This window comes from Streptomyces sp. CA-251387 (assembly GCF_050936625.1).
Taxonomy (GTDB): domain Bacteria; phylum Actinomycetota; class Actinomycetes; order Streptomycetales; family Streptomycetaceae; genus Streptomyces.
Map to the genome: position 1 here is coordinate 3,716,504 of NZ_JBNJMJ010000001.1, position 26,769 is coordinate 3,743,272.

22 protein-coding genes are annotated in these 26,769 nt (G+C 70.1%); 9 read left to right on the forward strand and 13 right to left on the reverse strand.

Annotation, left to right across the window (positions count from 1 at the left end; all coding sequences use genetic code 11):
* Window positions 1-10: 10 nt before the first annotated feature.
* From ACQEV2_RS16515 to ACQEV2_RS16560, 10 genes are all read right to left on the reverse strand, one after another.
* Window positions 11-793 (reverse strand): anti-sigma factor family protein, encoded by a 783-nt coding sequence (locus tag ACQEV2_RS16515; RefSeq protein WP_433041220.1) that lies wholly within the window; start codon window positions 791-793, stop codon window positions 11-13.
* Window positions 794-852: 59 nt separating this feature from the next.
* The gene (locus tag ACQEV2_RS16520) at window positions 853-1,374 is read right to left on the reverse strand and encodes a sigma-70 family RNA polymerase sigma factor (RefSeq protein WP_010039908.1); all 522 of its coding nucleotides are present in this window, start codon (window positions 1,372-1,374) and stop codon (window positions 853-855) included.
* Window positions 1,375-1,693: 319 nt separating this feature from the next.
* A complete protein-coding gene (locus tag ACQEV2_RS16525; protein ID WP_433041223.1) occupies window positions 1,694-2,290 on the reverse strand; it encodes a CGNR zinc finger domain-containing protein in 597 nt (198 codons plus the stop codon).
* Window positions 2,291-2,594: 304 nt separating this feature from the next.
* Window positions 2,595-3,746: a uroporphyrinogen-III synthase gene (locus ACQEV2_RS16530; protein WP_433041226.1), complete on the reverse strand. Its 1,152-nt coding sequence runs from the start codon at window positions 3,744-3,746 to the stop codon at window positions 2,595-2,597.
* A gap of 166 nt (window positions 3,747-3,912) precedes the next feature.
* Window positions 3,913-5,295 carry a nitrate/nitrite transporter gene (locus ACQEV2_RS16535; RefSeq protein WP_433041229.1) on the reverse strand — a complete coding sequence of 461 codons (1,383 nt, stop codon included), beginning with the start codon at window positions 5,293-5,295 and terminating at the stop codon, window positions 3,913-3,915.
* A 212-nt stretch (window positions 5,296-5,507) separates the two neighbouring features.
* Complete coding sequence (locus ACQEV2_RS16540) at window positions 5,508-6,509, reverse strand: hypothetical protein (RefSeq protein ID WP_433041232.1); 1,002 nt, start codon at window positions 6,507-6,509, stop codon at window positions 5,508-5,510.
* 214 nt (window positions 6,510-6,723) lie between these two features.
* Window positions 6,724-8,067 (reverse strand): acyltransferase family protein, encoded by a 1,344-nt coding sequence (locus ACQEV2_RS16545; RefSeq protein WP_433041235.1) that lies wholly within the window; start codon window positions 8,065-8,067, stop codon window positions 6,724-6,726.
* A gap of 17 nt (window positions 8,068-8,084) precedes the next feature.
* On the reverse strand, window positions 8,085-10,289 hold the full coding sequence (locus ACQEV2_RS16550) for a glycosyltransferase (protein ID WP_433041238.1): 2,205 nt from the start codon (window positions 10,287-10,289) through the stop codon (window positions 8,085-8,087).
* On the reverse strand, window positions 10,289-11,359 hold the full coding sequence (locus ACQEV2_RS16555; protein WP_433041241.1) for a hypothetical protein: 1,071 nt from the start codon (window positions 11,357-11,359) through the stop codon (window positions 10,289-10,291). Before ACQEV2_RS16555 ends, ACQEV2_RS16550 begins: the two co-directional genes overlap by 1 nt.
* A 430-nt stretch (window positions 11,360-11,789) precedes the next feature.
* Window positions 11,790-12,764, reverse strand: coding sequence for a LysR family transcriptional regulator (locus ACQEV2_RS16560; RefSeq protein WP_433041244.1), 975 nt, complete (start codon window positions 12,762-12,764; stop codon window positions 11,790-11,792).
* Between the two features lie 101 nt (window positions 12,765-12,865).
* Here ACQEV2_RS16560 and ACQEV2_RS16565 point away from each other — a divergent pair, with 101 nt between their 5' ends.
* The 8 genes from ACQEV2_RS16565 to ACQEV2_RS16600 all read left to right on the forward strand — a co-directional run bounded on the left by ACQEV2_RS16565 (window position 12,866) and on the right by ACQEV2_RS16600 (window position 22,916).
* Window positions 12,866-14,260 carry an MFS transporter gene (locus tag ACQEV2_RS16565; RefSeq protein WP_433041247.1) on the forward strand — a complete coding sequence of 465 codons (1,395 nt, stop codon included), beginning with the start codon at window positions 12,866-12,868 and terminating at the stop codon, window positions 14,258-14,260.
* A 356-nt stretch (window positions 14,261-14,616) separates the two neighbouring features.
* Window positions 14,617-15,909, forward strand: coding sequence for an ABC transporter substrate-binding protein (locus tag ACQEV2_RS16570; RefSeq protein WP_433041250.1), 1,293 nt, complete (start codon window positions 14,617-14,619; stop codon window positions 15,907-15,909).
* Complete coding sequence (locus tag ACQEV2_RS16575; protein ID WP_433041253.1) at window positions 15,906-16,874, forward strand: carbohydrate ABC transporter permease; 969 nt, start codon at window positions 15,906-15,908, stop codon at window positions 16,872-16,874. The genes ACQEV2_RS16570 and ACQEV2_RS16575 overlap by 4 nt, the downstream gene beginning before the upstream one ends.
* A 5-nt stretch (window positions 16,875-16,879) precedes the next feature.
* Window positions 16,880-17,704: a carbohydrate ABC transporter permease gene (locus tag ACQEV2_RS16580; protein WP_433054491.1), complete on the forward strand. Its 825-nt coding sequence runs from the start codon at window positions 16,880-16,882 to the stop codon at window positions 17,702-17,704.
* 11 nt (window positions 17,705-17,715) lie between these two features.
* The gene (gene yicI, locus ACQEV2_RS16585) at window positions 17,716-19,965 is read left to right on the forward strand and encodes an alpha-xylosidase (RefSeq protein ID WP_433041256.1); all 2,250 of its coding nucleotides are present in this window, start codon (window positions 17,716-17,718) and stop codon (window positions 19,963-19,965) included.
* The gene (locus ACQEV2_RS16590) at window positions 19,965-20,975 is read left to right on the forward strand and encodes a LacI family DNA-binding transcriptional regulator (RefSeq protein ID WP_433041259.1); all 1,011 of its coding nucleotides are present in this window, start codon (window positions 19,965-19,967) and stop codon (window positions 20,973-20,975) included. The genes yicI and ACQEV2_RS16590 overlap by 1 nt, the downstream gene beginning before the upstream one ends.
* A gap of 21 nt (window positions 20,976-20,996) precedes the next feature.
* Entirely contained in the window at window positions 20,997-21,659 is a 663-nt protein-coding gene (locus ACQEV2_RS16595) for a hypothetical protein (RefSeq protein ID WP_433041262.1), read from the forward strand.
* A 510-nt stretch (window positions 21,660-22,169) separates the two neighbouring features.
* Window positions 22,170-22,916, forward strand: coding sequence for a ScbR family autoregulator-binding transcription factor (locus ACQEV2_RS16600; protein WP_433041265.1), 747 nt, complete (start codon window positions 22,170-22,172; stop codon window positions 22,914-22,916).
* A gap of 140 nt (window positions 22,917-23,056) precedes the next feature.
* Here ACQEV2_RS16600 and ACQEV2_RS16605 read toward each other — a convergent pair whose 3' ends face one another.
* Window positions 23,057-23,479, reverse strand: coding sequence for a winged helix-turn-helix transcriptional regulator (locus tag ACQEV2_RS16605; RefSeq protein WP_433041268.1), 423 nt, complete (start codon window positions 23,477-23,479; stop codon window positions 23,057-23,059).
* Between the two features lie 119 nt (window positions 23,480-23,598).
* On the opposite strand from ACQEV2_RS16605, the gene ACQEV2_RS16610 reads away from it, so the two are divergent.
* A complete protein-coding gene (locus ACQEV2_RS16610; RefSeq protein ID WP_433041272.1) occupies window positions 23,599-24,444 on the forward strand; it encodes an SDR family oxidoreductase in 846 nt (281 codons plus the stop codon).
* 144 nt (window positions 24,445-24,588) lie between these two features.
* Here ACQEV2_RS16610 and ACQEV2_RS16615 read toward each other — a convergent pair whose 3' ends face one another.
* Both ACQEV2_RS16615 and ACQEV2_RS16620 read right to left on the reverse strand, forming a co-directional pair.
* On the reverse strand, window positions 24,589-25,575 hold the full coding sequence (locus ACQEV2_RS16615) for an extracellular catalytic domain type 1 short-chain-length polyhydroxyalkanoate depolymerase (RefSeq protein WP_433041275.1): 987 nt from the start codon (window positions 25,573-25,575) through the stop codon (window positions 24,589-24,591).
* Between the two features lie 87 nt (window positions 25,576-25,662).
* Window positions 25,663-26,709 (reverse strand): DUF4232 domain-containing protein, encoded by a 1,047-nt coding sequence (locus ACQEV2_RS16620; protein ID WP_433041278.1) that lies wholly within the window; start codon window positions 26,707-26,709, stop codon window positions 25,663-25,665.
* Between the last annotated feature and the right edge of the window lie 60 nt (window positions 26,710-26,769).

A 26,769-nucleotide genomic window follows, 5' to 3' on the forward strand; every position in this document is an offset into this window, starting at 1 on the left:
GCTACGGCGGCTACACGTCGACCTCGACGAGCTTGTTCCCGTCGAAGTCCATGATCTCGACGTGATCGACATCGTCCGGGGCCATGGACACACCGCCGGTGATGTAGAGCGGGTTCCTGGCCTGCTCGGTCTTGGCGTCCGGGATGCCGTAGCCCCACTTCCCGACGGACCAGGAGGCGGCCGTCTCGCGCTCGCCGTCCTTGCTGACGAAGATCATGGAGCACTTGAGCGGACCCTTGACCCCCTTGAGCTCAAGGCCTGTCTCGGTACCCCAGAGCTTCTCCTGCATGCCGACGGTCGCGCTGACGCCGGTCTTCGAGTCGGTCCCCGAGATCTTGTTCTCCATGCTGGTGAACAGGTCCTTGGCGGGGTTGGCCGCCTGCACGGTCCTGTTCCCGTCGGTGCCGCCACCGCCGTCGCTGCCGTTCGTCGCCACGGCCACGAACGGGCCGCCGACGATCAGCGCGGCCGCCGCGGCCACCATGTAGAAGCTGCGCCGGCGCTTCTGGGCGCGGCGCTCGGCGACCTCGTCGACGAGCTTGTTCACCAGACGCGGACTGGGCTTCGCCGACAGGGACTCGCCGATCGCGGGCGAACCGGAACCGGGCAGGTCCGCGAGCGCGGCGAGCATCGGCTCCATCCCGGCGAGCTCGTCCAGCTGCTGAGCGCACCATTCGCAGGTGGCGAGGTGAGCCTCGAAGGCGGTTGCCTCGGCGTCGTCGAGGATCCCGAGGGCATAGGCACCGACGGTTTCGTGCTCGCTCGGGCCCGGATGTCCCTGCATGGGGCTCATGGATCCAGACATACCCGAACCGCCCATCCCGAATCCCTGGTTTCCCCCGTAAACACTCATCACGCCGTCACCCCCCGCTCCTCCAGAGCCAGCTTCATCGACCGCAGGGCGTAGAACACCCTGGAGCGCACGGTGCCACTGGGTATGCCCAGCGTCTCGGCCGCCTCATTGACGGTACGCCCCTTGAAGTACGTCTCGACGAGAACCTCCCGGTGGGCGGGGGTCAGGTCGTCGAGTGCGTCCGACAGCGTCATCAGCCACAGCGCCTTGTCGATCTCGTCCTCCGCGGGGATGACCTCCAGCGGCGACGGATCGACCTCCTGCGGCCGGGCCTGCCGGCTGCGGTGGCCGTCGATGACGATGCGCCGGGCGACCGTCACCAGCCAGGGGCGTACCGATCCGGTCGCTCGATTGAGCTGTCCGGCGTTCTTCCAGGCACGGATGAGCGTCTCCTGCACAACGTCCTCTGCTCGTTGCCGATCACCGGCGACCAGTCGAAGGACATACGCAAGGAGGGGTCCGGCGTGCTCTCTGTACAGCGCACGCATCAGCTCCTCATCAGGTTCCGAGGGCTGGGACATGCGATGTCGGGCCCTCGATCCACGTTCATTGGCCACGACGGAATCCTTGCGCACGCCCACCTCCGATGTCCGGGGGTTCCCCCAGTCGGTCGCTCGACTACCCGTACGGAAGCAGCCCGTTGAGTGTTCAAAGCGAGGCGACAGTTTTCTGCGGAGTGACGTGACGAGCGGGACATGGCAGCACATTCCCACCGTGCGATCTTTACATTTCCACCACATCGGCAAGATCAACTGGCCGCTTCCCTACGGGTGCGTAGGTAAACGACATGTAATCGAAATCACTTCGACAGCCGTTTCACAGAAGCCACATAACGGACTGTCAGGCCCGCGCGAGGGCGGCTCGGCGACGGTGCCGGGCGACCCTTTCGCGGTTCCCGCAGACCTCACTGGAGCACCAGCGCCTCCTGCGCCCCCGGGACGTATCGACATAAACGATCGGGCAGTTGTCGCCCTCGCACTCCCTCAGCCCGGCCCGCGCGAGAGGATCGGTGAGCAGCTCCACCACGTCCCGCGCGAGGGCGCCGAGCAGGGCGGCGCACTCGGGCGGGTGATCCAACTCGCGGACGAGTACGCCGCCTTCACCGCGTACGGCACGCGGGGCCGGAGGCGCGGCACGGGCGACGTCGTTGACCCGGGCGAGCGCGATGTCGTACGACGGCCAGAGCTCGGTACTGAGACTGCCCCGCACCAACTGTCCGATACGTCCGCGCAGTTCGCGGAAGGCGACGAGCCAGGAGGCGTCGGCGTGGGCGAGCGGGGTGTCCGGTGGGACGAGGCCGGCGCCGATGATCCACGCGCGCAACACCTCGACGGAGTCGAACCGTTCCTCGGGGTGCGTCGTCGCGAGGAGATCCAGACAGATCCGTCCGGCGTCGAACCGCAGCTCGTACGCGTCCGTGGCCGTACCCAGTGCCATGTGCCTGTCACCGCCTAGGGGTCACCCCGGTCATCAGGGTTCGGTGAGGTGCCGTGAGGGGGGCTGGGGGAACCGTTCCCTCTCACAGTGCCTTCCCGGTCGCGGGGGCGGAACCCCTCGTACCGGGGGTTGGGGTTGGGCGGCTGCTCATGGGGCTGTGGGCGAGGTGGGATACGGCCGGAATCGGCGCCGATCAGCTGAAATCAGCCCGTCCGGCGATTGAGGACAAGGCCCGTTCAGGGCCGAAGCGGGGCCTGGGGGCCGCAGGCCCCCAGCGAAGGCGACACCAACGCCGGGTGCCTCCTTACACGTCCGCGTACTTCGTATCGGCCGCCGGATCCAGCGCCAGCCGATACCCCCGCTTCACCACCGTCTGGATCAACTTCGGCGCCCCCAGAGCCGTACGCAGCCGAGCCATCGCCGTCTCCACCGCATGCTCATCGCGCCCCGCCCCCGGCAACGCACGCAGCAGATCGGCCCGCGGAACCACCCAGCCCGGGCGGCGGGACAGGGCCCGCAGAAGGGACATACCCGCGGGCGGCACGGGCCGCAACGCCCCGTCGACCAGCACCGCATGCCCCCGGATCTCCACCTGATGACCGGCGATCGGCAAGGAACGGGCCCGCCCCGGCAGTTCCTGGCACAGCAACTGCACCAGCGGACCGAGCCGGAACCGCACCGGCTGCACCGTGTCGATGCCACGCGCCTGCAACGGCAGCGCGGTGACCGGACCGACGCAGGCCGGAAGGACGTCATGGTTGAGCGCGGCCAGCACCTCCGCGAGCAGCCCCCGCTCCTCGGCCCGCGACAGCAGTGACGCCGCGGCCGGGGCGCTGGTGAAGGTCAGGGCGTCCAGGCCACGGGAGACGGTGGCGTCCAGCAGACGGTCGACCGGCCCGATGTCCTCCGGCGGCAGCCACCGGTAGACCGGCACCCCGAGCACCTCCCCGCCCCCTTCCCGCAGCGCCTCCACGAACCCGGGCAGCGGCTCACCGTGCAGCTGGACGGCGATACGGCGCCCCTCCACGCCTTCCTCCAGCAGCCGGTCCAGCACCTCGGCCATGGACTCGCTGGACGGCGACCAGTGCTCGGTCAGCCCGGCGGCCCGTACCGCCCCCTTGACCTTGGGCCCGCGCGCGAGCAGCTCGACCTCGCGCAGCCGTGCCAGCAGGTCCTCGCCCAGCCCCCAGCCGTCGGCGGCCTCGATCCAGCCCCGGAAGCCGATCGCGGTCGTGGCGACCACGACGTCCGGCGTCCGCTGGATGATCTCCTTGGTGGCGGCGAGCAGCTCACTGTCGTCGGAGAGCGGCACGATGCGCAGGGCAGGGGCGTGCAGGACGGCGGCGCCGCGTCGCTGGAGCAGCGCCCCGAGCTCGTCGGCCCGGCGCGCGGCGGTGACACCCACGGTGAAGCCCGCGAGCGGCCCGTGTTCCGGTTGCTGCTGTTCGTCGTACATAACTCTCGTCCCGCACTCGAGTTGTGGTGCCTGCGCCAGGTGGTTCGCACCGAGGGTGGCCGGGAGCGGCTCCTGATCGCACCCTTGGTGGGTACACCTGCATGCCGATCGAGCCTGTCAACGGTGCGTGACAGGCTCGGTTCGGCTTGATGTCAGCAGTGTTACGTCACACCTCGGCGTAGCTGAGCTGCGGCTTTGCCTCCGAGGCCGATGTGGCGTGGGTCTCCGAGGCGGCCGGGCGGCGAAGGTATACGGCCCAGGTGACCGCGAAGCAGACGCCGTAGAAGGCGAGGAAGGCGACGAAGGCGCCGGTGCCGGAGCCCACGGAGAGGAAGGACTGGCGGAAGGCGAGGTTGATGCCGAGTCCGCCGAGCGCGCCCACCGCGCCGATCAGGCCCATGGAGGCACCGGAGAGCCGGCGGCCGTAGGCGGCGGCCGCGTCCCCGGTGAGTCCCTTGGCGAGGGCCTTGTTGTGGAAGATGCCGGGGATCATCTTGAACGTCGAGCCGTTGCCGACGCCGGACAGGATGAACAGGGCGATGAACGCGGTGGTGAACAGCGCCAGCGACTTCTGCATCGAGGCCACGATGATGATCGAGGTCGCCGCGCCCATGCCCACGTAGTTCCACAGCGTGATCTTCGCGCCGCCGAACCGGTCGGCGAGGGCGCCGCCCAGGGGGCGGATCAGGGAGCCGAGCAGCGGGCCGATGAAGGTGACGTAGGCGGCCTGGAGCGGCGTACGGCCGAACTGGGTCTGCAGGACCAGCCCGAACGCGAAGCTGTAGCCGATGAACGAACCGAAGGTGCCGATGTAGAGGAAGGACATGATCCAGGTGTGGGCGTCCTTCACGGCGTCCTTGGCGGCACCGGTGTCGTTCTTGACGGACGAGATGCTGTCCATCTTCAGCCAGGCGAGGACGGCGGCGATCACGATGAACGGGATGTAGATCCCGAGCAGGACGCGCGGGCCGCCGCTGGCGCCGATGACCGCGAGGCCGATCAGCTGCACGACGGGCACGCCGATGTTGCCGCCGCCGGCGTTCAGGCCGAGCGCCCATCCCTTCTTGCGCAGAGGGAAGAAGGCGTTGATGTTGGTCATGCTGGAGGCGAAGTTTCCGCCACCGACACCGGCCAGCATCGCGCACAGCAGGAACGTGGTGAACGACGTCCCCGGCTCCATCACCGCGAACGCGGCGATCGTCGGCAGGAGCAGCATGCTCGCCGAGATCACCGTCCACATCCGGCCACCGAAGATGGCGACGGCGAAGGTGTACGGCACCCGGACGATCGCGCCGACCAGCGTGGCCATCGAGACGATGGTGAACTTGTCGGCGGGGGTGAGCCCGTACTCCGGTCCCATGAAGAGCACCATCACGGACCACAGGGTCCAGATCGAGAACCCGATGTGCTCGGAGAGGACGGAGAAGAAGAGGTTCCGCTTGGCCACCTTCTCCCCGGTCTCGTTCCAGAAGGTCTCGTCCTCGGGGTCCCAGTGATCGATCCAGCGGCCTCCCCTGTTTGGGGCGGGGGCTGTGCTAGGGGCTGTCATGACGCCTCCACGGTACTTCGGGGCTCGGTCGCACGATGAGTGACTGGTCCCGAAGGTAGGGAGGGCTCGTTTCCGGGCTGTGGCATCGGGTGACCGGAAAGGAACTTTGCTCTCACCCGGCGGGGAGGGGGGATGAGAGGTTGTGTTGGTCGTCCCTATATAAGGGCGAGATATAGGGGCGGGCGAAGGGCCGCGAAAGGTCCCCGCGGCTGTCAGCGCTGCGGGGGCTGCCAGTGGGGGTTCTGCTGGGGGTGGGGCGGCTGAGGTTGCTGGGACTGCTGGGGGCTCTGCTGCTGGTAGGGCTGTGGCTGGCCGTACGGCGGCTGGGGCTGGGGCGGGCCGTACGGCGGCTGGGGCTGGGGCTGCTGCGGGGAGGCGTACGGCCCTGGGGCCTGGGGGGCGCCGTAGAGGCCCGGGGCGGGCTGGCCGGCGTACGGCCCGGGGGTCGGGTAGGCGCCAGGCGCTGCAGGCTGGGCTGGGTACGCGCCCGGCGCGGCGGGCTGGCCGGCGTACGGGCCGGGGGCCTGCTGCCCGTAACCGGCGCCGGCGGGGTTGCCCGGGGCGGTAGCGGGAGCCGGGGCCTGCTGGCCATAGGGCCCGGCGGCGTACTGCCCCGGCATCTGCGCGCCGGGCGGCAGGTACCGCACCCGCCCGCTCTCCTCGGTGACCGGCGTGAACCCGGCGGCCTGCAGCCGGGCCGCGAACTTGGCGTTGCGCTTGCGGTTGACGAAGAAGACCACGCCGAGGATCGCCATGAAGAACGCCCATGTGATCAGCGCCGCGATCCAGGCGGAGGCGTCGGCGCCGAGCCGCACCCCGAGGATCCCGGCGCCAATGGTGAGGCCGATGGCCGCGTAGCCCGCCCGCTTCTCGGCGTTCTTGCCGGTGAGGTCGAAGTTGATACGGGCCTTGAGGAGCTCGAAGGCGTCGGGCACGAGGGGCGGTACGGAGACCCCGTCACCGGCGTTCGGGTACTGCGCCCAGTTCTGCAGGGCGCGTGCGCGGGCCTGAGGGCTGGGGTCGGGCGCGATCATCATGATCAGCGCGCCGTTGCGCCCGCTGCTCTGCCGTACGTCCACGTACTCGTACCCGAACTGCTGGGCGATGAAGGCCAGCGTGGCGAGCTTCTTCACGGAGGCCATGGGACTGGTGAGCTCGACGGGCCCTCCGCCCGCCATCAACCGCAGCATCTTCTGCACTTGCCGCTTGCTCATCAGCCACCCGCTCCCCCACCGGCCCGCCCCGGCGACCCCGTTCACTTCCGCAACCCGGTCAGTGTTCCACGAGGGTCTGACAGCGGGAACGCCGATCGGCCGAGTTCACAGGATCTTGGTGGAACCTTGCCGGAAACGGCCGCGCTGCGTGATGAGTAACCGGCGGCCGTCAACTCGGCCCAGTTGATGCCCCACGCGTGCCCGGACCAGCCCCCTATTTCGCGCGGTGACCCGCCCGGGACGAGCGCCTTCGGGGGCTCTTCGTGCCGTTGGGCCACAGTCGCGGGCTCCGCTTGGCCGCGAGGTCCTCGACCCAGCCCACTGCCGCGATCATCAATCCGATCAACGGCCAGACCAGGAAGAACATCCAGATCATGTACGTCGAGTCGAGCGCTGCCGTGGCTCGCTCGTTCTCCATGAACGGGAGGTCGTACAGCCGGTCGAGGATCGGGACCGTGGCCATGATCAGGAGGTTGTGCCAGAGGTAGATCGTGACCGCGCGGTTGTTGGACAGGGTGACCAGCTTGTCCCACTTCGCGAGTCTGCCCGGCAGTTCCTGCCATGACGGGGAGTACTGGAGCAGGATCACGACGAAGCCGAAGGACCAGGTCGCCTGGGCCAGCGGGATGTCGTTCAGGTCCCAGCCGTCGGGGCCCAGGTGACCCGACGCCCACCACAGACCGAAGGCCATCACGAGCGCCGAGCTGGAGACGGCCACATAGCGCGGGATCTTCGCCAGGAAGCCCTCGTGGTGGGCGAAGCCCAGGACCCAGCAGCTGCCGTAGACGGCGAAGTCCGTGACCGCGTTGCCTGTTTCGCCGGGGATGGAGACAAGGCCCGTGCCCACGACCGCCGTGAGGCCCAGCGGGGCGAGCAGCGTCGGCCAGGGGGCCCTGCGGAAGGCCCACAGGAGCAGGGGCGATGCCACCACGAACCACAGGTACGCGCGCAGGTACCACAGCACACCCGCCGCCTGGACCGCCCATGTGTCCTCCAGCAGGCCGGACTTGGAGCCGATGTGCCAGGGGAACGGCGGTGCGCCGATCGGGACGATGTAGTTGAACAGTTCGAGCAGCGCCCAGGCGGGGCTGTCCTCGGTGTTCTTCGTCGGGTTCCAGCCGCCCGCGAACATCAGCGCCAGCACCACCGCGCTGAACGCCCAGAGCGGGGGCAGCAATCGGCGGATACGGCCCCGGATCACACCCCACGCCGGGCGGTTCAGCGAGCGGGCCATCAGTGAGCCGGCCAGGGCGAACATCACGCCCATGGACGGGAAGAGCACCGTCAGCCACGCCCAGCCGAAGAGGTGGTAGACGACCACACGGACCAGGGCTATCGAGCGGAGCAGGTCCAGGTAGCGGTCCCGGCCCGGCTTGGCCTGCTTCTTGGGCGCGGGTGCGGCGGCCGTGGGGGGCGTCGGGGCCCGCTCCGGCTCCGGCACCAGCTCCTGCACCGGCTCCGTCGTGCGCTGCTGCGGGACGGCGTACGGCGCCGTCGTCCATGCCGACCCCGAGGGCCCGGCCTGCGCGCCCGTAGCGCCGGTAGCGCCCGTCCCCATCGGCTGATATCCCTGCGTCATCCCACCGGCCTCCGATCACCGTCACGCGTACCTGCCGCCCGCTGCCGCGGCACCGGTCCCCCGGGTGCCTCGACGACACCCGTGCGGCGCAGCTTCTGCCAGCGCAGGCGGCCGCCGGTGAGGGCGGTGATCCAGGACTGGAGCAGGACGACGTACATGAGCTGGCGGTAGAGGATCTGCTGGAGCGGGAGCGAGATCAGGTGGGTCATGCGCTCCTTGTCCAGGCGGAAGGCGTACGCGGCACAGACCAGCTGGATGGCCAGGACGCCCAGCCAGGCGCCGATCGTCTTCTGCGTCGGGCCGAAGATCAGGCCGTAGAGGAGGAAGACGTCGATCAGGGGGGCCAGCAGCGGTGCCAGGACCATGAAGAGGGACACCAGCGGCAGGCCGACCCGGCCGAAGCGGCCCGACGGGCCCTTCTCCACCAGGGCACGGCGGTGCTTCCAGATCGCCTGCATCGTGCCGTACGACCAGCGGTAGCGCTGGGACCACAGCTGCTGGACCGACTCCGGGGCCTCGGTCCAGGCGCGGGCGTTCTCGGCGTAGACGACGCGCCAGCCGTCCCGGTGCATCGCCATGGTGATGTCCGTGTCCTCGGCGAGGGTGTCGTCGCTCATGCCGCCGACCCGTTCCAGGGCGGACCTGCGGAACGCTCCGACCGCGCCCGGGATCGTGGGCATGCAGCGCAGGATGTCGTACATACGGCGGTCGAGGTTGAAGCCCATCACGTACTCGATGTGCTGCCAGGCGCCGATGAGGGAGTCCCGGTTGCCGACCTTCGCGTTGCCCGCGACGGCGCCCACGCGGGGGTCGCCGAAGGGCTGGACCAGTTCGCGGACCGTGGCCGGTTCGAAGACGGTGTCGCCGTCCATCATCACGATGATGTCGTAACGGGCGTTCGCGAGGCCGCGGTTGAGCGCGGCGGGCTTGCCCGCGTTGAGCTGGCGGATGACGCGGACGTTCGGCAGGCCCATCGCCTCGACGATCCTAGCCGTGCCGTCGCTCGATCCGTCGTCGACGACGATCACCTCGATCGGGTGCTCGCTCGCCATCAGGGAACGGACGGTGTTCTCGATGCACTTGGCCTCGTTGTACGCCGGGACCAGCACCGACACCGGTTCGGTGACCGGCGGTCCCCAGCGGAAGCCGCGGCGGCGCACCCGGCGGGCGTGGATGCCCGACAGCAGCAGCATCAGCACGAAGCGGCTGATGACCAGGAAGCCGATCACCGCCAGACCGACCACCAGGACGGCCGTGATGTTGTCCGACGCCTGGACCAGGAAGATCCAGGCCTTCCCCTTCCACTCGTCCAGGCCGGTGACCTGCGTGTGCGCGCTGGGCGCGTCGAGAGCCTCGGTGAGGTTGTCGAACTCGTACCCCTTGGCCTTCATGTCCGGGAGGAACGTGTCCAGTGCCTGGACGGTCTGGCTGCGGTCGCCGCCGGAGTCGTGCATCAGGACGATCGCGCCCTTGCCGCCCTCGGGCGTGGCCCGGCGGATGATCTCGTCGACGCCGGGCTTCTGCCAGTCCTCGCTGTCGGTGTTGTTGACGACCGTGATGTAGCCGCGCTTGCCGATGTACTCGGTCACCGGCCAGGACTTGTTGTCCATGGCGTCGGCGAAGGAGGAGTACGGCGGGCGGAACAGGGACGTGCGGATGCCGGCCGCGCCGCTGATCGCCAGCTGGTTCTGGGACAGCTCCCAGTCGATGCGCTTCTTCGACTGGTAGGACAGGTCGGGGTGGTTGAAGGTGTGCAGACCGACCTCGTGGCCCTCCTCGACCATGCGGCGGACCAGGTCCGGGTAGCGCGAGGTCATGGTGCCGGTGACGAAGAAGACAGCGTGCGCTTCGTGCTTCTTCAGCACGTCCAGGACCCTGGGGGTCCAGGTCGGGTCCGGGCCGTCGTCGAAGGTGAGGACCAGTCGGTGGTCCTGCAGGCGCAGGCTCTCGGTGCGGCCGCTGCGGGTGTCGATGACGGGGCCGCCCTTGAGGATCTGCTCCGGCACCTTGTCGGAGGCGGCGGCGGGCTGGACGCGGTGGTCGGCCAGGATCTCGTTGTGGACGTACCCGCGCAGCATCAGCATCGCCATCAGCGCGACAAGAACGAGCAGAGGCAGCAGCAGGCGCATGGGCACGCGGCGCCGCGGGGAGCCGTCACGGGCTCCGGTCGCGGGCCTGTGACGGCGGGTGCGGGAGGCCATCAGAGGGTGTACTCCGGGGACGGGGCGGCGGACGAGGAGGCGGTGTCGTCCGGCTCCTGTGCGAGGGGGGTCGGGTCGCTCGGACCGTTGGCGACCGTGCCGGTGCCCGGGTCGACGGTGGTCGGCGTGTCGGTCGGCTCCAGGGTGGGGCCGCCGCCGTCCGTCGGGGTGGGGTCGGGGTCGCTGGTGGGCTCGGTGGTCGGGTCGGGGTCCGGGGTGGGATCCGTGCCCGGGTTCGTGGTGTTCCTCGTCACGGTCGGCTTGGGGTCGGCGGACGCGGCCGGGTCCTCGGCACCGGCGGAGGTGCCGGGTGCGGTGGCGTCGGCGTCCGGGGACAGGGACGTACCGGGACTGGCCGTCGGGGAGGTCCCCGGGGAGACGCTGCCGGTGCCGGAGGGCTGCGGTGCGGAGTCCGCGGGCAGCGGCGGGGTGTCGACCTGGCCGGCGGGCTGCTCGTCCTTGGGGTTCTCCACGGGCAGCCAGGGGGCGTCGGAGTTGCCGGACAGGAGCGTGGCGAGGATGACCACGGCGTAGACCGCGCACGCGAGGCCCACGGCCATGCCGATACGGCGGTAGAGGCGGCTGCGGCGGCCCGACTCGTCGACGAACACCGGCCCGTCGGAGGCGTCCGCGCCGCCGGCCGGAGCACTCTTGGCCGCGCGCAGCATGTTGTCGAGGTGCAGGCCTACGCCGTCGAGCTGGACGGTGACCTCGTGGGGATCGTGAGTGGCGCCGGACGCGGCGGACGCATCGGGGCGGGCGGGCTCCTCGGGCTCGCTCCACGGGTCACGTACCGCGGATATGCGTGTCTCGGCGGGCGCCGGGAACGCTTCGGTTCCGGCCGACTGGTATGCGCTGGTTCCAGCGGACTGGGATGTGCTGGACCGGAACGCGTCGGCTCTGGGGGCCGGGAACGCCTCGCTCGTGGGGGCCGGGAACGCGTCGCTCGTAGGGGCCGCGAACGTGTCGTTCCGCGGGGCCGACGGCCGGTCGAAAGCCGACCACGCGTCCGTCTTCCCGTTCCCGCCGGCCCGGCGTCCCTCGGCCGCCTCCCCGACCGCCGGGAGCACCGCGGTCTCGTCGGCATCGGAAGCGGCCGCTTTGGGGCGGACTCGCAGGATCGCTGTCGCGTCGGCGCCCGAAGAGGCACGCCCGCCACCGTGAGGTATCTCCGTCTCCCTTGCCTCGGATCGGGAGCGAAGGCCCTGACCAGGGACCTCGGTCTCCCCGGTCGCCGGGAATGCCTGGGTGTCACCCCTGGAACCCCCCGCGGAAGAACCACCACCGGATCTGTAGGCGGCCTCGGGCCACTCCGGTTGGGCGTCTTCTCGCCAGTTCTTCACGTGCACGCACATCCCCCCACGGGACCGTTCTGGGTGCGCGCACGACTCTGAGCACCCGTCGCCGTACCGAGCCCCCACCCGGCCGAGCGCCCCCCTTTACCACACCGTGCTCAGGCCATGAATGTAGCGCACGCGGAGGTTTCGTGGTTGCCGCGTGTCAGTTGTGAACGCTCCCAGTGGCCAAATCGATGGCCGGAATCCATCCCCCGGCGGGCCTCACCAGCCAGCTCTCCTCGGCGGTGATCTGTGCCGCAGCGCGTCGAAGGGCGTCGAACGCGGGGTGCACCAGGCCCTTTCGCCACACCAGTGACACGGGTGAGAGGGGTACGGGATCGGTCAAGGGGCGCAGCACGGTACCGGGCATGGCCGGAAAGTCGATGACGACGAGGACGAGGTTCCGCATCTTGGCCATGATCCGCTGGAACTCCTCGTCACCGACGGCGAGCGGCGCCGGCGGGGCCACCTCGATTCCCCGCCCGTCGAACAGCCGGTGCGCGAGGTCGGTCCACTCCGGGGTGCGGGGGTTGCCGGCACCGGCGTACACGGTCTCGCCGGTCAGGACGGCCAGCGGTATCTGCTCCAGCTCCGCCAGCGGGTGGTCCTCGGGCAGCAGGATCGCCATCGGCTCGTAGCGGACCGGCTGGTGGTCGAGGCCCGCCCGCAGCGCCGGATCCAGCCCCGCGAACCGGCCGAAGGACGCGTCCAGCCGCCCCGCGACGATCTCGCCGGCCGCACCCGTCAGACCGCTCTCGTAGCGGGCCATCAGCTCGTGCTCGGGGGCGAGTTCGCGGGCCCGGTGCAGAATCCTGCGCCCGGTGACCAGGCCCGGCGAGTTCAGGTCCACCAGCAGGGGGCGGGCCTGGCCGAAGGCGGCGAGCAGGTCGTCCTGGGCCTGCAGGGCGCGGCGGGCGTACGGCACCAGCCGCTCGCCGTCGCCCGTCAGCGTGACCTGCCGCGTCGTCCGCACGAACAGCTCGGCGCCCAGCTCCCGCTCCAGCCGCCGTACGTCCCGGCTGAGCGCCTGCTGGGCGACGTACAGACGGGCCGCGGCGCGTGTGAAGTGCAGCTCCTCCGCCACCGCGAGGAAGGCGCGCAGGAGGCGGGGGTCGAGGTGAGCGAGATGGGCGGACATGCGGCGAACCTACAGCCCGGGGGCGACTTACAACACAGGCGCGTGAATCAGCGCCGAACAGGTGTTGGACCCCTTGATCCACTCCGGGCGACGGTGGACCCATGCCGCAATCGCCCTACAGGGAAGCCCTGGACGCCTCAAGCTCCTCGAACTCCTCGCACTCCACGAACTCCTCGCACTCCACGAACTCCACGAACTCCTCGAACGCCCCGGCACCTCCCCTGCTCACCGTCACCGCCGACACCCTCGTCGCCGTCGACTTCGGCTCCCGGGCGAGGAGCAAAGGGCGTCGCCCGCCGGGCCCGTACCGCCGGCTCCTCGCCCGCCCCGGCGCCCGTGCCTTCACCGCCGGGAACCTGATCGCCCGTCTGCCCATGGGCATGTTCAGCGTGAGCGCGGTCGTGATGATCGCCGGTTCGCGGGGGTCGTACGCCCTCGCCGGGGCCGTCACCGCGACCGGCCTCGCGGCGACCGCGCTGGTCGCCCCCTTCGTCGCGCGGCTCGTCGACCGGTACGGGCAGGCCCGGATCGCCGTACCCGCCACGCTCCTCGCGGCGCTGGGCAGCCTCGCGCTGCTGCTGTGCGTGCGCTACGGCGCCCCCGACTGGACCCTCTTCGCCGCGTACGCCGCCACCGCGACCACACCCAACACCGGCGGCATGTCCCGCGCCCGCTGGGCCCATCTGCTGAAGGGCGACGCCGAGTCCCTGCACACCGCGAACTCCTTCGAACAGGCCGCCGACGAGCTGTGTTTCATGCTGGGCCCGGTACTCGCCGCCTTCCTCTGCGGGACGTTCTTCCCGGAGGCCGGGACGCTGGTCGGGGTGGTGCTCCTCGTGACGGGCGTGCTGGTCTTCGCGGCCCAGCGGTCGACGGAACCGCCGCCTCGGGGCCGTACGGCCGATACATCCGGCGACACCTCCGGTACGACCGCCACGTCACCCCTTCGCGCCCCCGGCATGCCCCCGCTGCTGGCCGTCTGTCTCGCCATGGGCGCGGTGTTCGGCTCGACGGAGGTCGTCACCATCGCGTTCGCGGACGCGCAGGGCCACCGGACGGCGGCGGGCGCGGTGCTCGCCCTGCAGGCGGCGGGCTCCTGCGCGGCGGGCCTCTGGTACGGCCGACTCCGGCTCTCCGGTACCGCCGAGTACCGCTACCGGTGGTGCATAGCCGCGATGACCGCCCTGCTGACGCTGCCCCTGCTCGCCGCGTCCCTCACCGGCTCGCTCCTGCTGCTGTCGGCCGCCCTGCTGATCTCCGGCATGGCCACGGCCCCGACCATGATCACCAACATGGCCCTGGTCCAGCAGCGCACCCCGGACGGCCGCCTCAACGAGGGCATGTCGCTCGCGGTGACCGCACTGCTCGGCGGGATCGCGTGCGGCAGCGCGATCGGCGGCTGGCTGGCGGAGCACCTGTCCCCGACGACGGCATACGGCGTCCCGGTCACGGCGGCAGCCGCCGCCCTGCTCATCGCGCTCGCGGCAACGCCTTGAAGGGGCGCGGGGCTGATCGATTGGCGCCCTCCGCCGAGAACGCCGCGTAGATGCCCGAGCGCAGCCCCGGCGGCCCGCCCGGAGACGCACCACGTCGCCATGGTCCGACGCCCCCGGTGGGCGTCCGCCTGTCCGAACCGCAATAGCCGTACGGCACACGGCAGTTGAGTGGCCAAGCGCCCGAGCCAACCGTCGAACCGTTTCAACGAATTCCCGTGCAACCCATTGACGCCCCCAGAAGCCACGCATAACTTCGGCTGTCGAAGCGCTTCGACGTCACGCATCGAATCGATTCGACGTATCCAACGCTGCGTGACACAGGCCCGATACCCATCCGACTCCTTTGGAGGCACAGGATGTCGACGGCACGAAGGCGTGTGGCGGCCACGGCGGTGATGCTCACCGGATCGCTGCTGCTGGCCTCCTGCGGTGACTCGGACAGCGGCTCCTCCGACGGCAAGACGCTCCGCCTCTGGCACTACGAGGGCCCCGACAGCGCGATGGGCCAGGCCTGGACCGAGGCCATCAAGGAGTTCGAGGCCCAGCACCCAGGCGTGAAGGTGAAGTTCGAGGAGAAGGGCTTCGAGCAGATCCAGAAGACGGCGCCCATGGTCCTGAACTCCTCGGACGCGCCCGACATCATGGAGTACAACAAGGGCAACGCGACGGCCGGCCAGCTCTCCAAGCAGGGCCTGCTCACCGATCTGACCGCCGAGGCCACCGCGCGCGGCTGGGACAAGAAGCTCAGCGCCGGTGTCCGCACGACCAGCGTGTACGACACGAACGGGGTCATGGGCTCCGGCAAGTGGTACGGCGTGCCCAACTACGCCGAGTACACGATGGTCTTCTACAACAAGGACCTGTTCGCCAAGCACAAGATCGCCGAGCCGAAGTCGTTCGACGAACTGACCGCCGCCATGGACAAGTTCGTCGCCGCGGGCGTCACCCCGCTCGCCAACGCGGGCGCGGAGTACATGGCCCAGCAGTACCTCTACCAGCTCGCCCTGACCAAGGCCGACCGCTCGTGGGTCGACGCCTACGAGCTGTACAAGGGCGAGACCGACTTCCACGACGCGGCCTGGACGTACGGCGCGACCACCTTCGCCGACTGGGTGAAGAAGGGCTACATCGGCAAGACGTCCACCAGCACCAAGGCCGAGGACGCGGGCGTCTCCTTCATCCAGGGCAGGGCACCCATCCTGTTCTCCGGCAGCTGGTGGTACGGCCGCTTCCAGGCGGAGGCGGAGTTCGACTGGGGCACCTTCCTGTGGCCCGGCTCGGACCTGACCCTCGGCTCGGGCGGCAACCTGTGGGTGGTCCCCAAGAACGCGAAGAACAAGGACCTCGCCTACGACTTCATCGACATCACCATGTCGAAGAAGATCCAGAACCTGCTCGGCAACAAGGGCGGCGTCCCGGTCGCGGCCGACGCGAGCGCCATCACCGACCCCAAGTCCAAGACGCTGATCGGGAACTTCAACACGCTCTCCCAGCGCGACGGCCTGGCCTTCTACCCGGACTGGCCGGTCACCGGCTTTTACGACGTCCTGGTCGCCGAGACACAGAAGCTGATGACCGGCAGCACGGAACCGGACGACTACCTCACCGCTCTGCAGGAGGCGTACGACAAGGGCGCGCCGAAGCGATGACGGTCATCGTCGAACGGGGCGCGCGGGCCGCCGGCAAGCACCGGCCCGGCAGTCCGCGCCGCACGCGTCCGCGCGACTCCTACGCCCTGTTCCTGCTGCCCGGTGCCCTCGCCTTCCTCGCGATCGTCGTCCTGCCGTTCGCGATGAACACCTACGTGGGCTTCACCGACTGGCAGGGCATCGGCAGCCCGACGTGGTCCGGGCTCGCCAACTACCGGGAGCTGTTGGACGACTCCGAGTTCTGGGCGTCCTTCCGGCACAGCCTGTTCATGGTCGTCGCGATGGCGGCCGTACCGACGGTGATCGGGCTGGTGCTGGCCGCCGCGCTGTTCGACTACATCGGCAAGCACTACGGCTCGAAGGTCGTCGCCGTCCTGCGCGCCTGCTTCTATCTCCCGCAGGTGCTGCCGATCGCGGTCGCGGGCATCGTCTGGAGCTGGATCCTCGCCCCCGAGAACGGCTCGCTCAACGAACTGCTGAAGGCCGTGGGACTCGGCTCCTGGCAGCAGGACTGGCTCGGCGACCCGGACATCGCGCTGTACTCCGTCATGGGCGTCATGGTCTGGGTCCAGATCGGCTTCCCGCTGGTCGTCTTCATGGCCGGACTGCAGCGCGTGGACCCGCAGTTGTACGAGGCGGCGGAGCTGGACGGCGCAGGCTGGTGGCGCCGCTTCTGGCACATCGCGCTGCCGCAGATCCGCCCGGAGACGTATGTCGTCCTCACCTGGTGCACGATCGCCGCGCTGAAGGTGTTCGGCGCGGTGTACGTCCTGACGAAGGGCGGCCCGGGCGGGGCGACGAACGTGCCCTCCTACTTCTCCTTCACCACGTTCTTCGAGAAGACCCAGGTCGGCTACGGCGCCGCGATCTCCACGGTCCTCACCGTGATCGTCCTGCTGCTGTCCCTCGTCGGCCTGAGATTGCAGACCCGGGCCGAGGACGCCGAGGAAGGGACCCGCGCATGACGAGCATGACCACTGCCCTGCGCCGCTCCCCCGTCCTGGTCGCTCTCTGCCTCGCGGCCCTCTTCATGGTCGTACCCTTCCTGATCGTCGCCGTCAACGCCGTCAAGTCCCCGGCGGAGTACTCCCAGAACGGCCCGCTCAGCCTTCCCGAGGGCCTCTACCTCGACGGCCTGAAGGACTTCTGGGACCGCGTCGACTACGGCCGCAAACTCCTCAACTCCCTGTGGATCAGCGGCTTGGTGGCCGTCCTCGCGGCGGTCCTGTCGGTCCTGAACGCCTACGCGATCGGCATCGGCCGCATCAAGGGCCGCACCTGGGTGCTGGCCTTCTTCGTGCTGGCCAACATGCTGCCGCAGGAGGCGCTGGTCTACCCGATCTACTACCTGAGCAAAGAGGCCGGCCTGTACGACACCCGGCTGAGCGTGATCATCGTGTTCACGGTGATCCAGGCGGCCTTCGGCACCTACCTGCTGTCGTCCGTCCTGGGCCGGTTCCCCCGCGAGATCATCGAGGCCGCCCGGATCGACGGCGCGAACACATGGCAGATCCTGTGGCGCATCGTCGTCCCGGTCAGCCGCCCCACCATCGGTGTGCTCCTGGTCTTCTTCTTCGTCTGGACCTGGAACGAGTTCCTGCTCCCCCTGGTCATGCTGATCTCCAACGACAACCAGACGGTGTCGGTGGCCCTCGGCGTGCTCCAGGGCCAGCGCCTGATGGACGCCACGATGACCAACGCCGCCGCCCTGCTGGGCGTGCTCCCCGCGATCGTGTTCTTCCTCGTGTTCCAGCGGACCCTCACCCGCGGCATCGCCGTGGGTGCAGTCAAGTAAGGACCCCTCACGTGAAGTTCTCCGACGGTTACTGGTTGTTGCGCGAGGGCGTCACCGCCGCCCACCCGGTGCAGGTCCTGGACGTGACCGCCACGGACGGCGCCCTGGAGATCCACGCGCCGACCCAGCCCATCCGCCACCGCGGCGACCTGCTGAAGGGACCGGTCGTGACGATCAGCGCCCACGCCCCGATGCCCGACGTCATCGGCGTCACCTTCACACACTTCGAGGGCGAGCAGCCGCGCGGGCCCGAGTTCGAGCTCACCGAGCAGGACGTCCCCGGACAGGTGGCGTACGACGAGGAGCACGCGACGCTGACTTCCGGCGAGCTGTCGGTCCGAGTCGCCCGCACGGGCACCTGGCACGTCGACTTCCTCGCCCACGGCCGCACCCTCACCTCCAGCGGCCCCAAGGGCATGGGCATCATGCGGGACGCGACGGGCGCCCACTATCTGCGCGAGCAGCTCGGGCTCGGGGTCGGCACGTCCGTGTACGGCCTCGGTGAGCGCTTCGGCCCGCTCGTCAAGAACGGCCAGGTCGTCGACATCTGGAACGCCGACGGCGGCACGGCCACCGAGCAGGCCTACAAGAACGTCCCGTTCTATCTGACGGACGCGGGCTACGGCGTCTTCGTCGACCACCCGGGCAAGGTCTCCTTCGAGGTGGCCTCCGAGGTCGTCTCCCGGGTGCAGTTCAGCGCGGAGACCCAGGAGCTGACGTACTACGTCATCTACGGCCCGACCCCGAAGGACATCATCCGCAAGTACACGGCCCTGACCGGCCGCCCCGCGCTGCCGCCCGCCTGGTCCTTCGGCCTGTGGCTGTCGACGTCCTTCACGACGTCGTACGACGAGGAGACGGTGACGTCCTTCGTGGACGGCATGCGGGAGCGCGAACTGCCGCTCTCCGTCTTCCACTTCGACTGCTTCTGGATGCGCGAGTTCAACTGGTGCGACTTCCAGTGGGATCCGCGGGTCTTCCCGGACCCGGAGGGGATGCTGGCCCGCCTGAAGGCGAAGGACCTGCGGATCTGTGTCTGGATCAATCCGTACATCGCGCAGCGCTCGCCCCTGTTCGCGGAGGGCAAGGCGCTCGGGCACCTGCTGAAGCGGCCGGACGGCAGCGTGTGGCAGTGGGACCTGTGGCAGCCCGGCATGGCGCTGGTCGACTTCACCTCCCGCGCCGCCCGCGACTGGTACGCCGCGAAGCTGGAGGCGCTGCTCGCGCAGGGCGTCGACTGCTTCAAGACCGACTTCGGCGAGCGGGTGCCGGTCGACGTGCAGTGGTCCGACGGCTCCGACCCGGAGCGCATGCACAACTACTACACGTACCTCTACAACCGCACCGTCTTCGACGTGCTGCGCAAGCACCGGGGCGAGGAGGAGGCGGTGGTCTTCGCCCGCTCGGCGACGGCGGGGAGCCAGAAGTTCCCGCTGCACTGGGGCGGCGACTGCGAGGCGACGTACGAGTCGATGGCGGAGTCGCTGCGCGGCGGCCTGTCGCTCGGCCTGTCCGGCTTCGGCTACTGGAGCCACGACATCGGCGGCTTCGAGGGCACCCCGTCGCCGGCGCTGTTCAAGCGATGGCTGGCGTTCGGTCTGCTGTCGTCGCACAGCCGTCTGCACGGGTCGTCGTCGTACCGGGTCCCGTGGCTGTTCGACGAGGAGTCGGTGGACGTGGCCCGCCACTTCATCCGCCTGAAGCTGCGGCTCATGCCCTATCTGTACGAGGCCGCGCGCACCGCCCACGCCGAGGGCGTGCCCATGATGCGGGCGATGGTGCTGGAGTTCCCGGACGACCCCGGGTGCGCACATCTGGAGCGGCAGTACATGCTCGGCCCGGACCTGCTGGTGGCCCCCGTCTTCAGCGACGAGGGGGACGTCGCGTACTACGTCCCCGAGGGCACCTGGACCCACTTCCTCGGCGGGAAGACGGTGACAGGCCCGCGCTGGGTGCGTGAGCGGCACGGGTTCCTCAGTGTGCCGCTGCTGGTGCGGCCGGGTGCGGTGATCCCGCTGGGCGCGGTCGACGACCGGCCCGACTACGACCATGCCGACGGGGTCACGCTGCGGGCGTACGGGTTGGAGCGGGGCGCGCAGGTGACGGTGCGGGTCGGGGAGGTGGACTTCACGGTCGTACGGGAGGGCGACACGCTGCGGGCCTCCTGCGGTGACCCGTCCGCGCCGTGGGGGCTGACGGCCGGGGAGCGCGAGGTGCGTGCCCAGGCGGGGATCGGGTTCCTGACGGTGGAGCTCGGCTGATGGTGAAGATCACGGACGTGGCGCGGCACGCCGGGGTCTCCCCCAGCACGGTGTCGTACGCGCTGAGCGGCAAACGCCCGATCTCGGAGGAGACCCGGCGCCGCGTGGAGCAGGCCGTCCGCCAACTCGGCTACCGCCCGCACGTCGGCGCCCGCGCACTGGCCAGCGGCAGGTCGAACGTGCTGGCGCTGGTGGTGCCGCTGCGGGCCGGGATCGATGTGCCGGTGGTGATGCAGTTCGCGGTGTCGGTGGTGACGACGGCGCGACGGTACGACCACGACGTGCTGCTGATGACGCAGGAGGAGGGCGAGGAGGGGCTGCGGCGGGTCGCGGAGACGGGGCTGGTCGACGCGCTGATCGTGATGGACGTGCAGTTGGACGATCCGCGGCTGCCGCTGTTGCGGGAGCTGGACCGGCCGTCGGTGCTGATCGGGCTCCCGGCGGACACGGACGGCTTGACCTGCATCGACCTGGACTTCACGGCGGCCGGTGAGGCCTGCGTGGAGCATCTGGCGCGGCTCGGGCATCGGGTGGTGGCGCTGGTGGGGTCGCCGCCGGAGGTGTACGTGCGGGGGACGGCGTTCGCCCAGCGGGTGGTGCAGGGCTTCACGGCGGCCGTGGACCGGAACCGGCTGACGTCCGCGGTGCACCCCTGCGAGCCGTCCCCGGCGGCGGCCCGCGCGGTCGCCGGGCAACTGCTGCGCGAGCACCCGGCGTTGACGGGCGTGGTGGTCCACAACGAGGCCGTCCTGGAGCCGCTGGTCGACGCCTTCGAGGAGTTGGGGCTGCGGGCGCCGGGGGATCTGTCGGTCACCGCGATCTGCCCCGACGAACTCGCCGAGTCGCAGCGCGTACCGGTCACCTCCGTCGCGCTGCCGTCCGCCGAAATCGGGGCGGCGGCGGTCGAGTTGCTGATGCGGAAGCTCGACGGGAAAGCTGTACCGGAGACGACGTTGCTGCCGCCGAGGATGACCGAGCGGGCCAGTACGGCGCGGCGGGGGGTGGCGTGAACGGGTGAGGGAAGGTTTCGGGTGAGCAGGACGGACCGCGGCCGGGAGACGGTCGAGCGGGCGAGGGCGTTGGTGCCGGCGGGTGAGGTGCTGCTCGGTCAGCACGGCGTCTTCCTGGCCGAACGGGCACCGAGGCCCGGCTGTTTCCGCCGCCCGCGAGCTCTGCGCTGGGAGCGCCGGACGCTCGGGAGCTGGTTGACGCTCCCCGTCCTCGGGGCCGCGAGGCTCTATGGCGTCACGTGGAACCCGGTTGAGGCGCTCGTCGAATCGATCACGGAGCGTGAGCCGAAGGGGAAGAAGAAGCCGGGCGAGCCGTTCCACGGCGGCTGGGACAGCATGGCCGGGCACCTCGCCCGCGCCGTGACGCCCCGGACCAAGAACAGCACGGCCGTGCTGATGCAGGTCACCGACCGCCGGGTGCAGGTGGTGTACGTGTCCCAGGCGCGCTTCCTCACCGGCAGGGCCGGTGCGGCCGAGGTGGGGTGGGGCACGGATCTTCGCAACGTGACCTGGATCCGGGACCGCAGTGACGTGGCGGGCGGTGACCACGAGGTCGGGTTTGCCGACGGTTCGTGGTGCTCGGTGCACTTCGGGGGCCAGGGGTGGAGCCGGATGTCGGACGTGTTTCCGGTGCGGTTGACTCACCTTGATCCGGTGCTGGTGCCGGTGCCGGTGCCGGGATGAGTGAACAGTCGGTGATCTGTGGTGCCCGGAGGGGGGTGGCGTGCTGTACTCGAGTGCGCTTGGAGTCCGTCGGATATTGCCAGACTGGATGGAGATATCCGGTTCGTCCTGGGTCGTCAGGCGCAGAGGCAACACGGCCGTGAGCGCCGCGAGTTCCTCGGCGCTCGGCTCACCCCGCCGGAGCTGCTCGGACAGGCGCAGTCAGTCGACGGTGAAACGACCCGCCGGATCCGGGCGGTGACAGAGCTCGCCCGTGATCCGGCCGTTCGGCGTCAGAACCGCGCCGTCAGAACCGGGGCATCAGAACCGCGGCATCAGAACCGCGGCATCGGAACCGGGGCGTCGGTCCGGTATGCAGGCCGTGCGGCGGGGCGTCGTAGGAAGGGATCGCTGGGCCTACGCGGCAAGCAGGCTCTGCGGGGACCGTTGCCCCTCGACAAGAGACGGGCGGTCCGGTTCTCTTTGCGCGGGGACCTGACCGAGCTCTGACAGAGAAACAGGCGCGGAGGCATGGCACGTCAAGCACGAGCAATCCAGACCCGCACGTCGATCCTGCTGGCGGCGGCCGAGGTGTTCGACGAACGGGGCTACAGCACGGCCACGATCACGGAGATCATCGCGCGGGCCGGCGTCACCAAGGGCGCGCTCTACTTCCACTTCACCTCCAAGGAAGAGCTGGCCCTCGGGGTGATTGCGGCGCAGCTGGAACTGGGACCGTTGCCTCGGCAGCGGACGAAGCTGCAGGAACTCGTCGACCAAGGGCTGCTGTTCGCGCACCAACTGCAGCACGACCCGCTGACCCGGGCCAGTGTCGGTCTCGCCATGGACCAGTGGAGCGAGAGCGCCGAGGGCGGGAACCCGTTCCACGGCAGGCCGTTCCAGTCCTGGGCGGACCGGCTGACCGAGGTGCTCGTCGAGGCGCGCGAGCGCGGGGAATTGCTGCCACACGTCAACCCGGCGGAGACGGCGGAGCTGCTCTCCGGCTCCTTCACCGGCATCCAGTGGACGTCCCAGGTCCTATGCCAGCGTAAAGACCTGACGCGCCGGGTGATCACCATGTTCCGCCACCTCCTGCCGAGCATCGCGATGCCGCAGATCCTCCTGACGCTGGAGCTGACCCCGGACCGGGCCGTGTCCCTCCTCGCGTCACGCGCCACCGCCCTGGACGCGGAGGACACAGCCGGCGACGAGGAGTACGACGGCACCCGGGAAGAGAAGAGGGACGCTGCCCCGGAGGAGGAAACCAGCGCCGCCTGACCGGCCCGCCGGGCAGGGCACGGCGCCGCGTCACCCCGGCACCCCGGTCTTCCACCGACCGAACTTCCTTCACACCCGGCTCGCTGGATCCGCCGCTGGTGCTGTTCCGTCCGAACCGGCAGTCCCGGCTCGGTCATACGTCAGCGAGGCGCCGACGCCTGCTCGGCGGCCTCGTCGAACTCCCGCCTGGCCCGCTCGACCTTCTGGAGGTTCTCCGCGGACCAGTCGGCGAGGTGGGCGAAGATCGGCGCCAGGCTGCGGCCGAGCTCGCTGATCTCGTACTCGACCCGGGGCGGCACCTCGGGGTGGTACGTGCGCACCACCAGGCCGTCGCGCTCCATCTGACGCAGCCGCTGGGTGAGCACCTTCGGCGTGATGGTGCGGATGTTGCGCTGGAGTTCGACGAAACGCTGCCGGCCGAACTCGTTCAGCGTCCACAGGATCGGCGTGGTCCAGCGGCTGAAGACGAGGTCGACCACCGGGGAGACCGGGCACGCCAGCTCCGACTCGACCTGCCCGCCGTGCGGGACGGCACCGCTCATGGCGCCGGTGCTGCTACCCATTGGGACCTCCCGGGAAGTCACTTTCCTCTAGGTACCTACTATACGCAGGATGCTAACGTCGCCGACGCAGCCCCGATCCAACCCAACTCGCCCATTTCTTCATGCCTTTGGGAGCCCTCATGATCGTTGTCACCGGAGCCTCCGGAAACGTCGGCCGTCCGCTCGTCGAGGCGCTCGCCACGGCGGGCGAGAAGGTCACGGCCATATCCCGCAGTCCCCTCTCCTACGACCTCCCGGAGGGAGCGCGGCATGTCCGCGCCGACCTCGCCGATCCCGCCACCCTGGGCCCCGCGCTGAACGGCGCGGACGCCCTGTTCATCCTGCTGGCCGGCGACCTGCTCGGCGGCGGCGCACCCGCCGTCGAGGTCCTGGCCGCGGCCAAGGAGGCCGGCGTGCGGCGCGTGGTGCTGCTCTCCTCACAGATCAACGGCACCCGCCCGGACGCCCTCTCGCACGGCCGGCTGCGGGAGTTCGAGGAGGCCGTACGCTCCTCGGACCTGGACTGGACGATCCTGCGCCCGGGCGGCTTCGCCTCCAACGCCTACGCCTGGATCGAGACCGTCCGCACGCAGCGCACGGTGCTCGCCCCGTTCGCCGACGTGGCGCTGCCGGTCGTGGACCCGGCGGACATCTCGGAGGCCGCCGCCGTGGTACTGCGCGACGAGGGCCACTCCGGGCAGACGTACGAGCTGACCGGCCCGGCCGCCGTCACCCCGCGCGAACAGGCGGCGGCGCTCTCCGAGGCGCTCGGCGAGCAGGTGGGCTTCGTGGAGCTGACCCGCGAGCAGGCGCGCGCTCACATGGCGCAGTTCATGCCCGAGCCGGTGATCGAGGGCACCCTCGACATCCTCGGCAAGCCCCTCCCCGCCGAGCAGCGGGTCAGCCCCGACATAGAGCGGATCCTCGGCCGCCCGGCCGGCTCCTTCACCGGGTGGGCGAAGCGCAACGTCCACGCCTTCAAGTGAGGCCGGCGGCTTGAGTGACGCCGGCGTCCACCGGCGATGCCGGCGTCCTCGGATGACGCCGACGTCGCCGAGCAGCCCGGGCGCCTTCGAGTAGCCCGCGCCGCCGCGAGGGAGCCGAAGGGCGCGCGCGCCGAGCACGGCGGCTCAGCCCAACCCCCAGGCCCTCCCCATCCGATACGCCGCGCACAGATTCACGTCGAGCAGATACGCCCCGGCACTCCCGCACTGCTCACTCCCGCTCCCCGGGTCGACGGGCTGCCCGTGCCCCATCCCGGTGACGCTGTACGTCTCCACGACCGCACGCCCGCCCGCGTCCCGGAAGACCTGATGCGGATACCCGGCGACACTGTCGCTCACGTCGGCGACCTGATCGGCCCCGTGCACATCGGTCCACTGCCGCATCAAGTCAGTCATATTGACGGGCTTCACGGTGTAGTCGGCCGTGCCCTGAAAGGCGACCAGCGTCGGCCAGGGCCCGGCGTACCCCGGGCGGGCGGCACGCACCCGGTCCCCCCACTGCTTCGGCGTCTGCGTCGCCCCGACGTACATGCACACATACGGCGACCCCGCGGCCTGCGCACACCCGTACGGCAACCCGGCGACGATCCCGCCCGCCGCGAACTTCTCCGGATACGCGGCCATCATGACGGCAGCCATCCCACCCCCCGCGGACAGCCCGGTGACATACACACGCGAGGCGTCACCGGAGGTGTCGGCGAGCTGCCGGTCCGCCATCTGCGCGACGGACGCGGCCTCGCCCTGACCGCGCGCGATGTCCCCGCTCTGGAACCAGTTGAAGCAGGACGAGGCGTTGTTGGCGCTCTGCTGCTGCGGCAGCACGACGGAGAAGCCCCAGCGGTCGGCGAGCTGGATCCATCCGCTGCCGGTCCCGTATCCGGAGGCGTTCTGCGTGCACCCGTGCAGCGCGACGACCACGGGCCGCCCGGCGGGCAGTCCGTCGGGGACGTACCGGAACATACGCAGCGCACCGGGATTCGCCCCGAACCCGGTGACCTCCTGAAGCGAGGCGGCAGCGGCTCGGCCCGGCGTGAGGAAGGCGGCGATCAGGGCGGCGACGAGAAGGGTCGCCCCTAGCAGGACTCGCTGACTTGCGGCTCTGGTCTGTGTCATGCGGAGGGACCGTAGAAGCGTGAACGACCCGCCGATATGGAGTGGGACAACACAACGAACGCGTCCGCCATGTGAGCGCAGCGCGTCCTACGGCGCCACCGTCGGCCGCGGCGCAGCGCCGCCGTCACCGCGGAACTCCTCATCCTTCTCCCACGGCCCGACACCGAGCTTCCCCGTCGTCCCAAGGTCGAGCTCCGGCACCACCATCACGGGGCGGGCACCCGGCTTAGCCACCACGCGAACGTACGGCGCATGCACCGGTTCGCCGAAGTTGGTGGTGTTACGCCACGCCAGCCCCGCCTGCGCGGCTTCGCCCGGCTGCAGCAGGACGGGCTGCGGACTGCCACCCCCGCCGGTGCCGGTGCTGATCTGATCGGTCCCGTGCAGGATCCGCACACCGTCCACGGCCTCGTGCTCCTCGTCGAGGAGTTCGAGCTCCGGGTACCCGTTGAGCGAGTAGGGCCGCGTACCGCAGTTGACGAGATGCAGTCCGACGACGCGCAGCCCCATGGCAGCGTCCCCTTGGTCCGCGTAGACATGCACCCCGGACGCGGGACACGGCCCCGATGCGGACGACGCCTCGTCGGCAGGCACGCTACGCACCTTCTCCACCTTGACGTTCGCCACGTCGGCCGCATCCCCGAGCGACGCCCCCAGGCCGGCGGTCCCCTTGACGGTCCGCCCGGGCCCGACCGACGCGACGGTCCGCTCCACGTGGTCGACGATGGTTCCGGCTGCCGTGAAGAACCCGAGGGTGACGGTGTAATCGGCCTTCTCCGTCGAGGTGTTGGTCACCTCGAAGTCGGCGGAGAAATCGGCCCCGCAACCGCTGTCGCTCCCCCAGGCATACAGCCCGGTGACCTTCACATCACCCTCGGCTGTCCCGTCGGGCGAGGGCAGGGGGAGCGGCGTCGGCGTACCGGAGGCGCGACTGCCGCCGGACGGCGAACCGGCCGACGGCAGATCGCCGTACTGCACGAAGTCCGACGGACACAACGCCTCGGCCCTGACCAGGCCGTCACCGTTGCGAGCCCGCCCCCCGTCACCGCCCGGCGAGGCACTCTCGGAACCACACGCGGCGAGCAGCAGAACACCGGCGACGAGGGCGGGAACGGTGCGGAGGCGGGTGGGCATCCGCCCACCCCACCAAGGGCCGAACCCGCAGGCTGTGGCGGAAGCCACACCTCCCGTCAC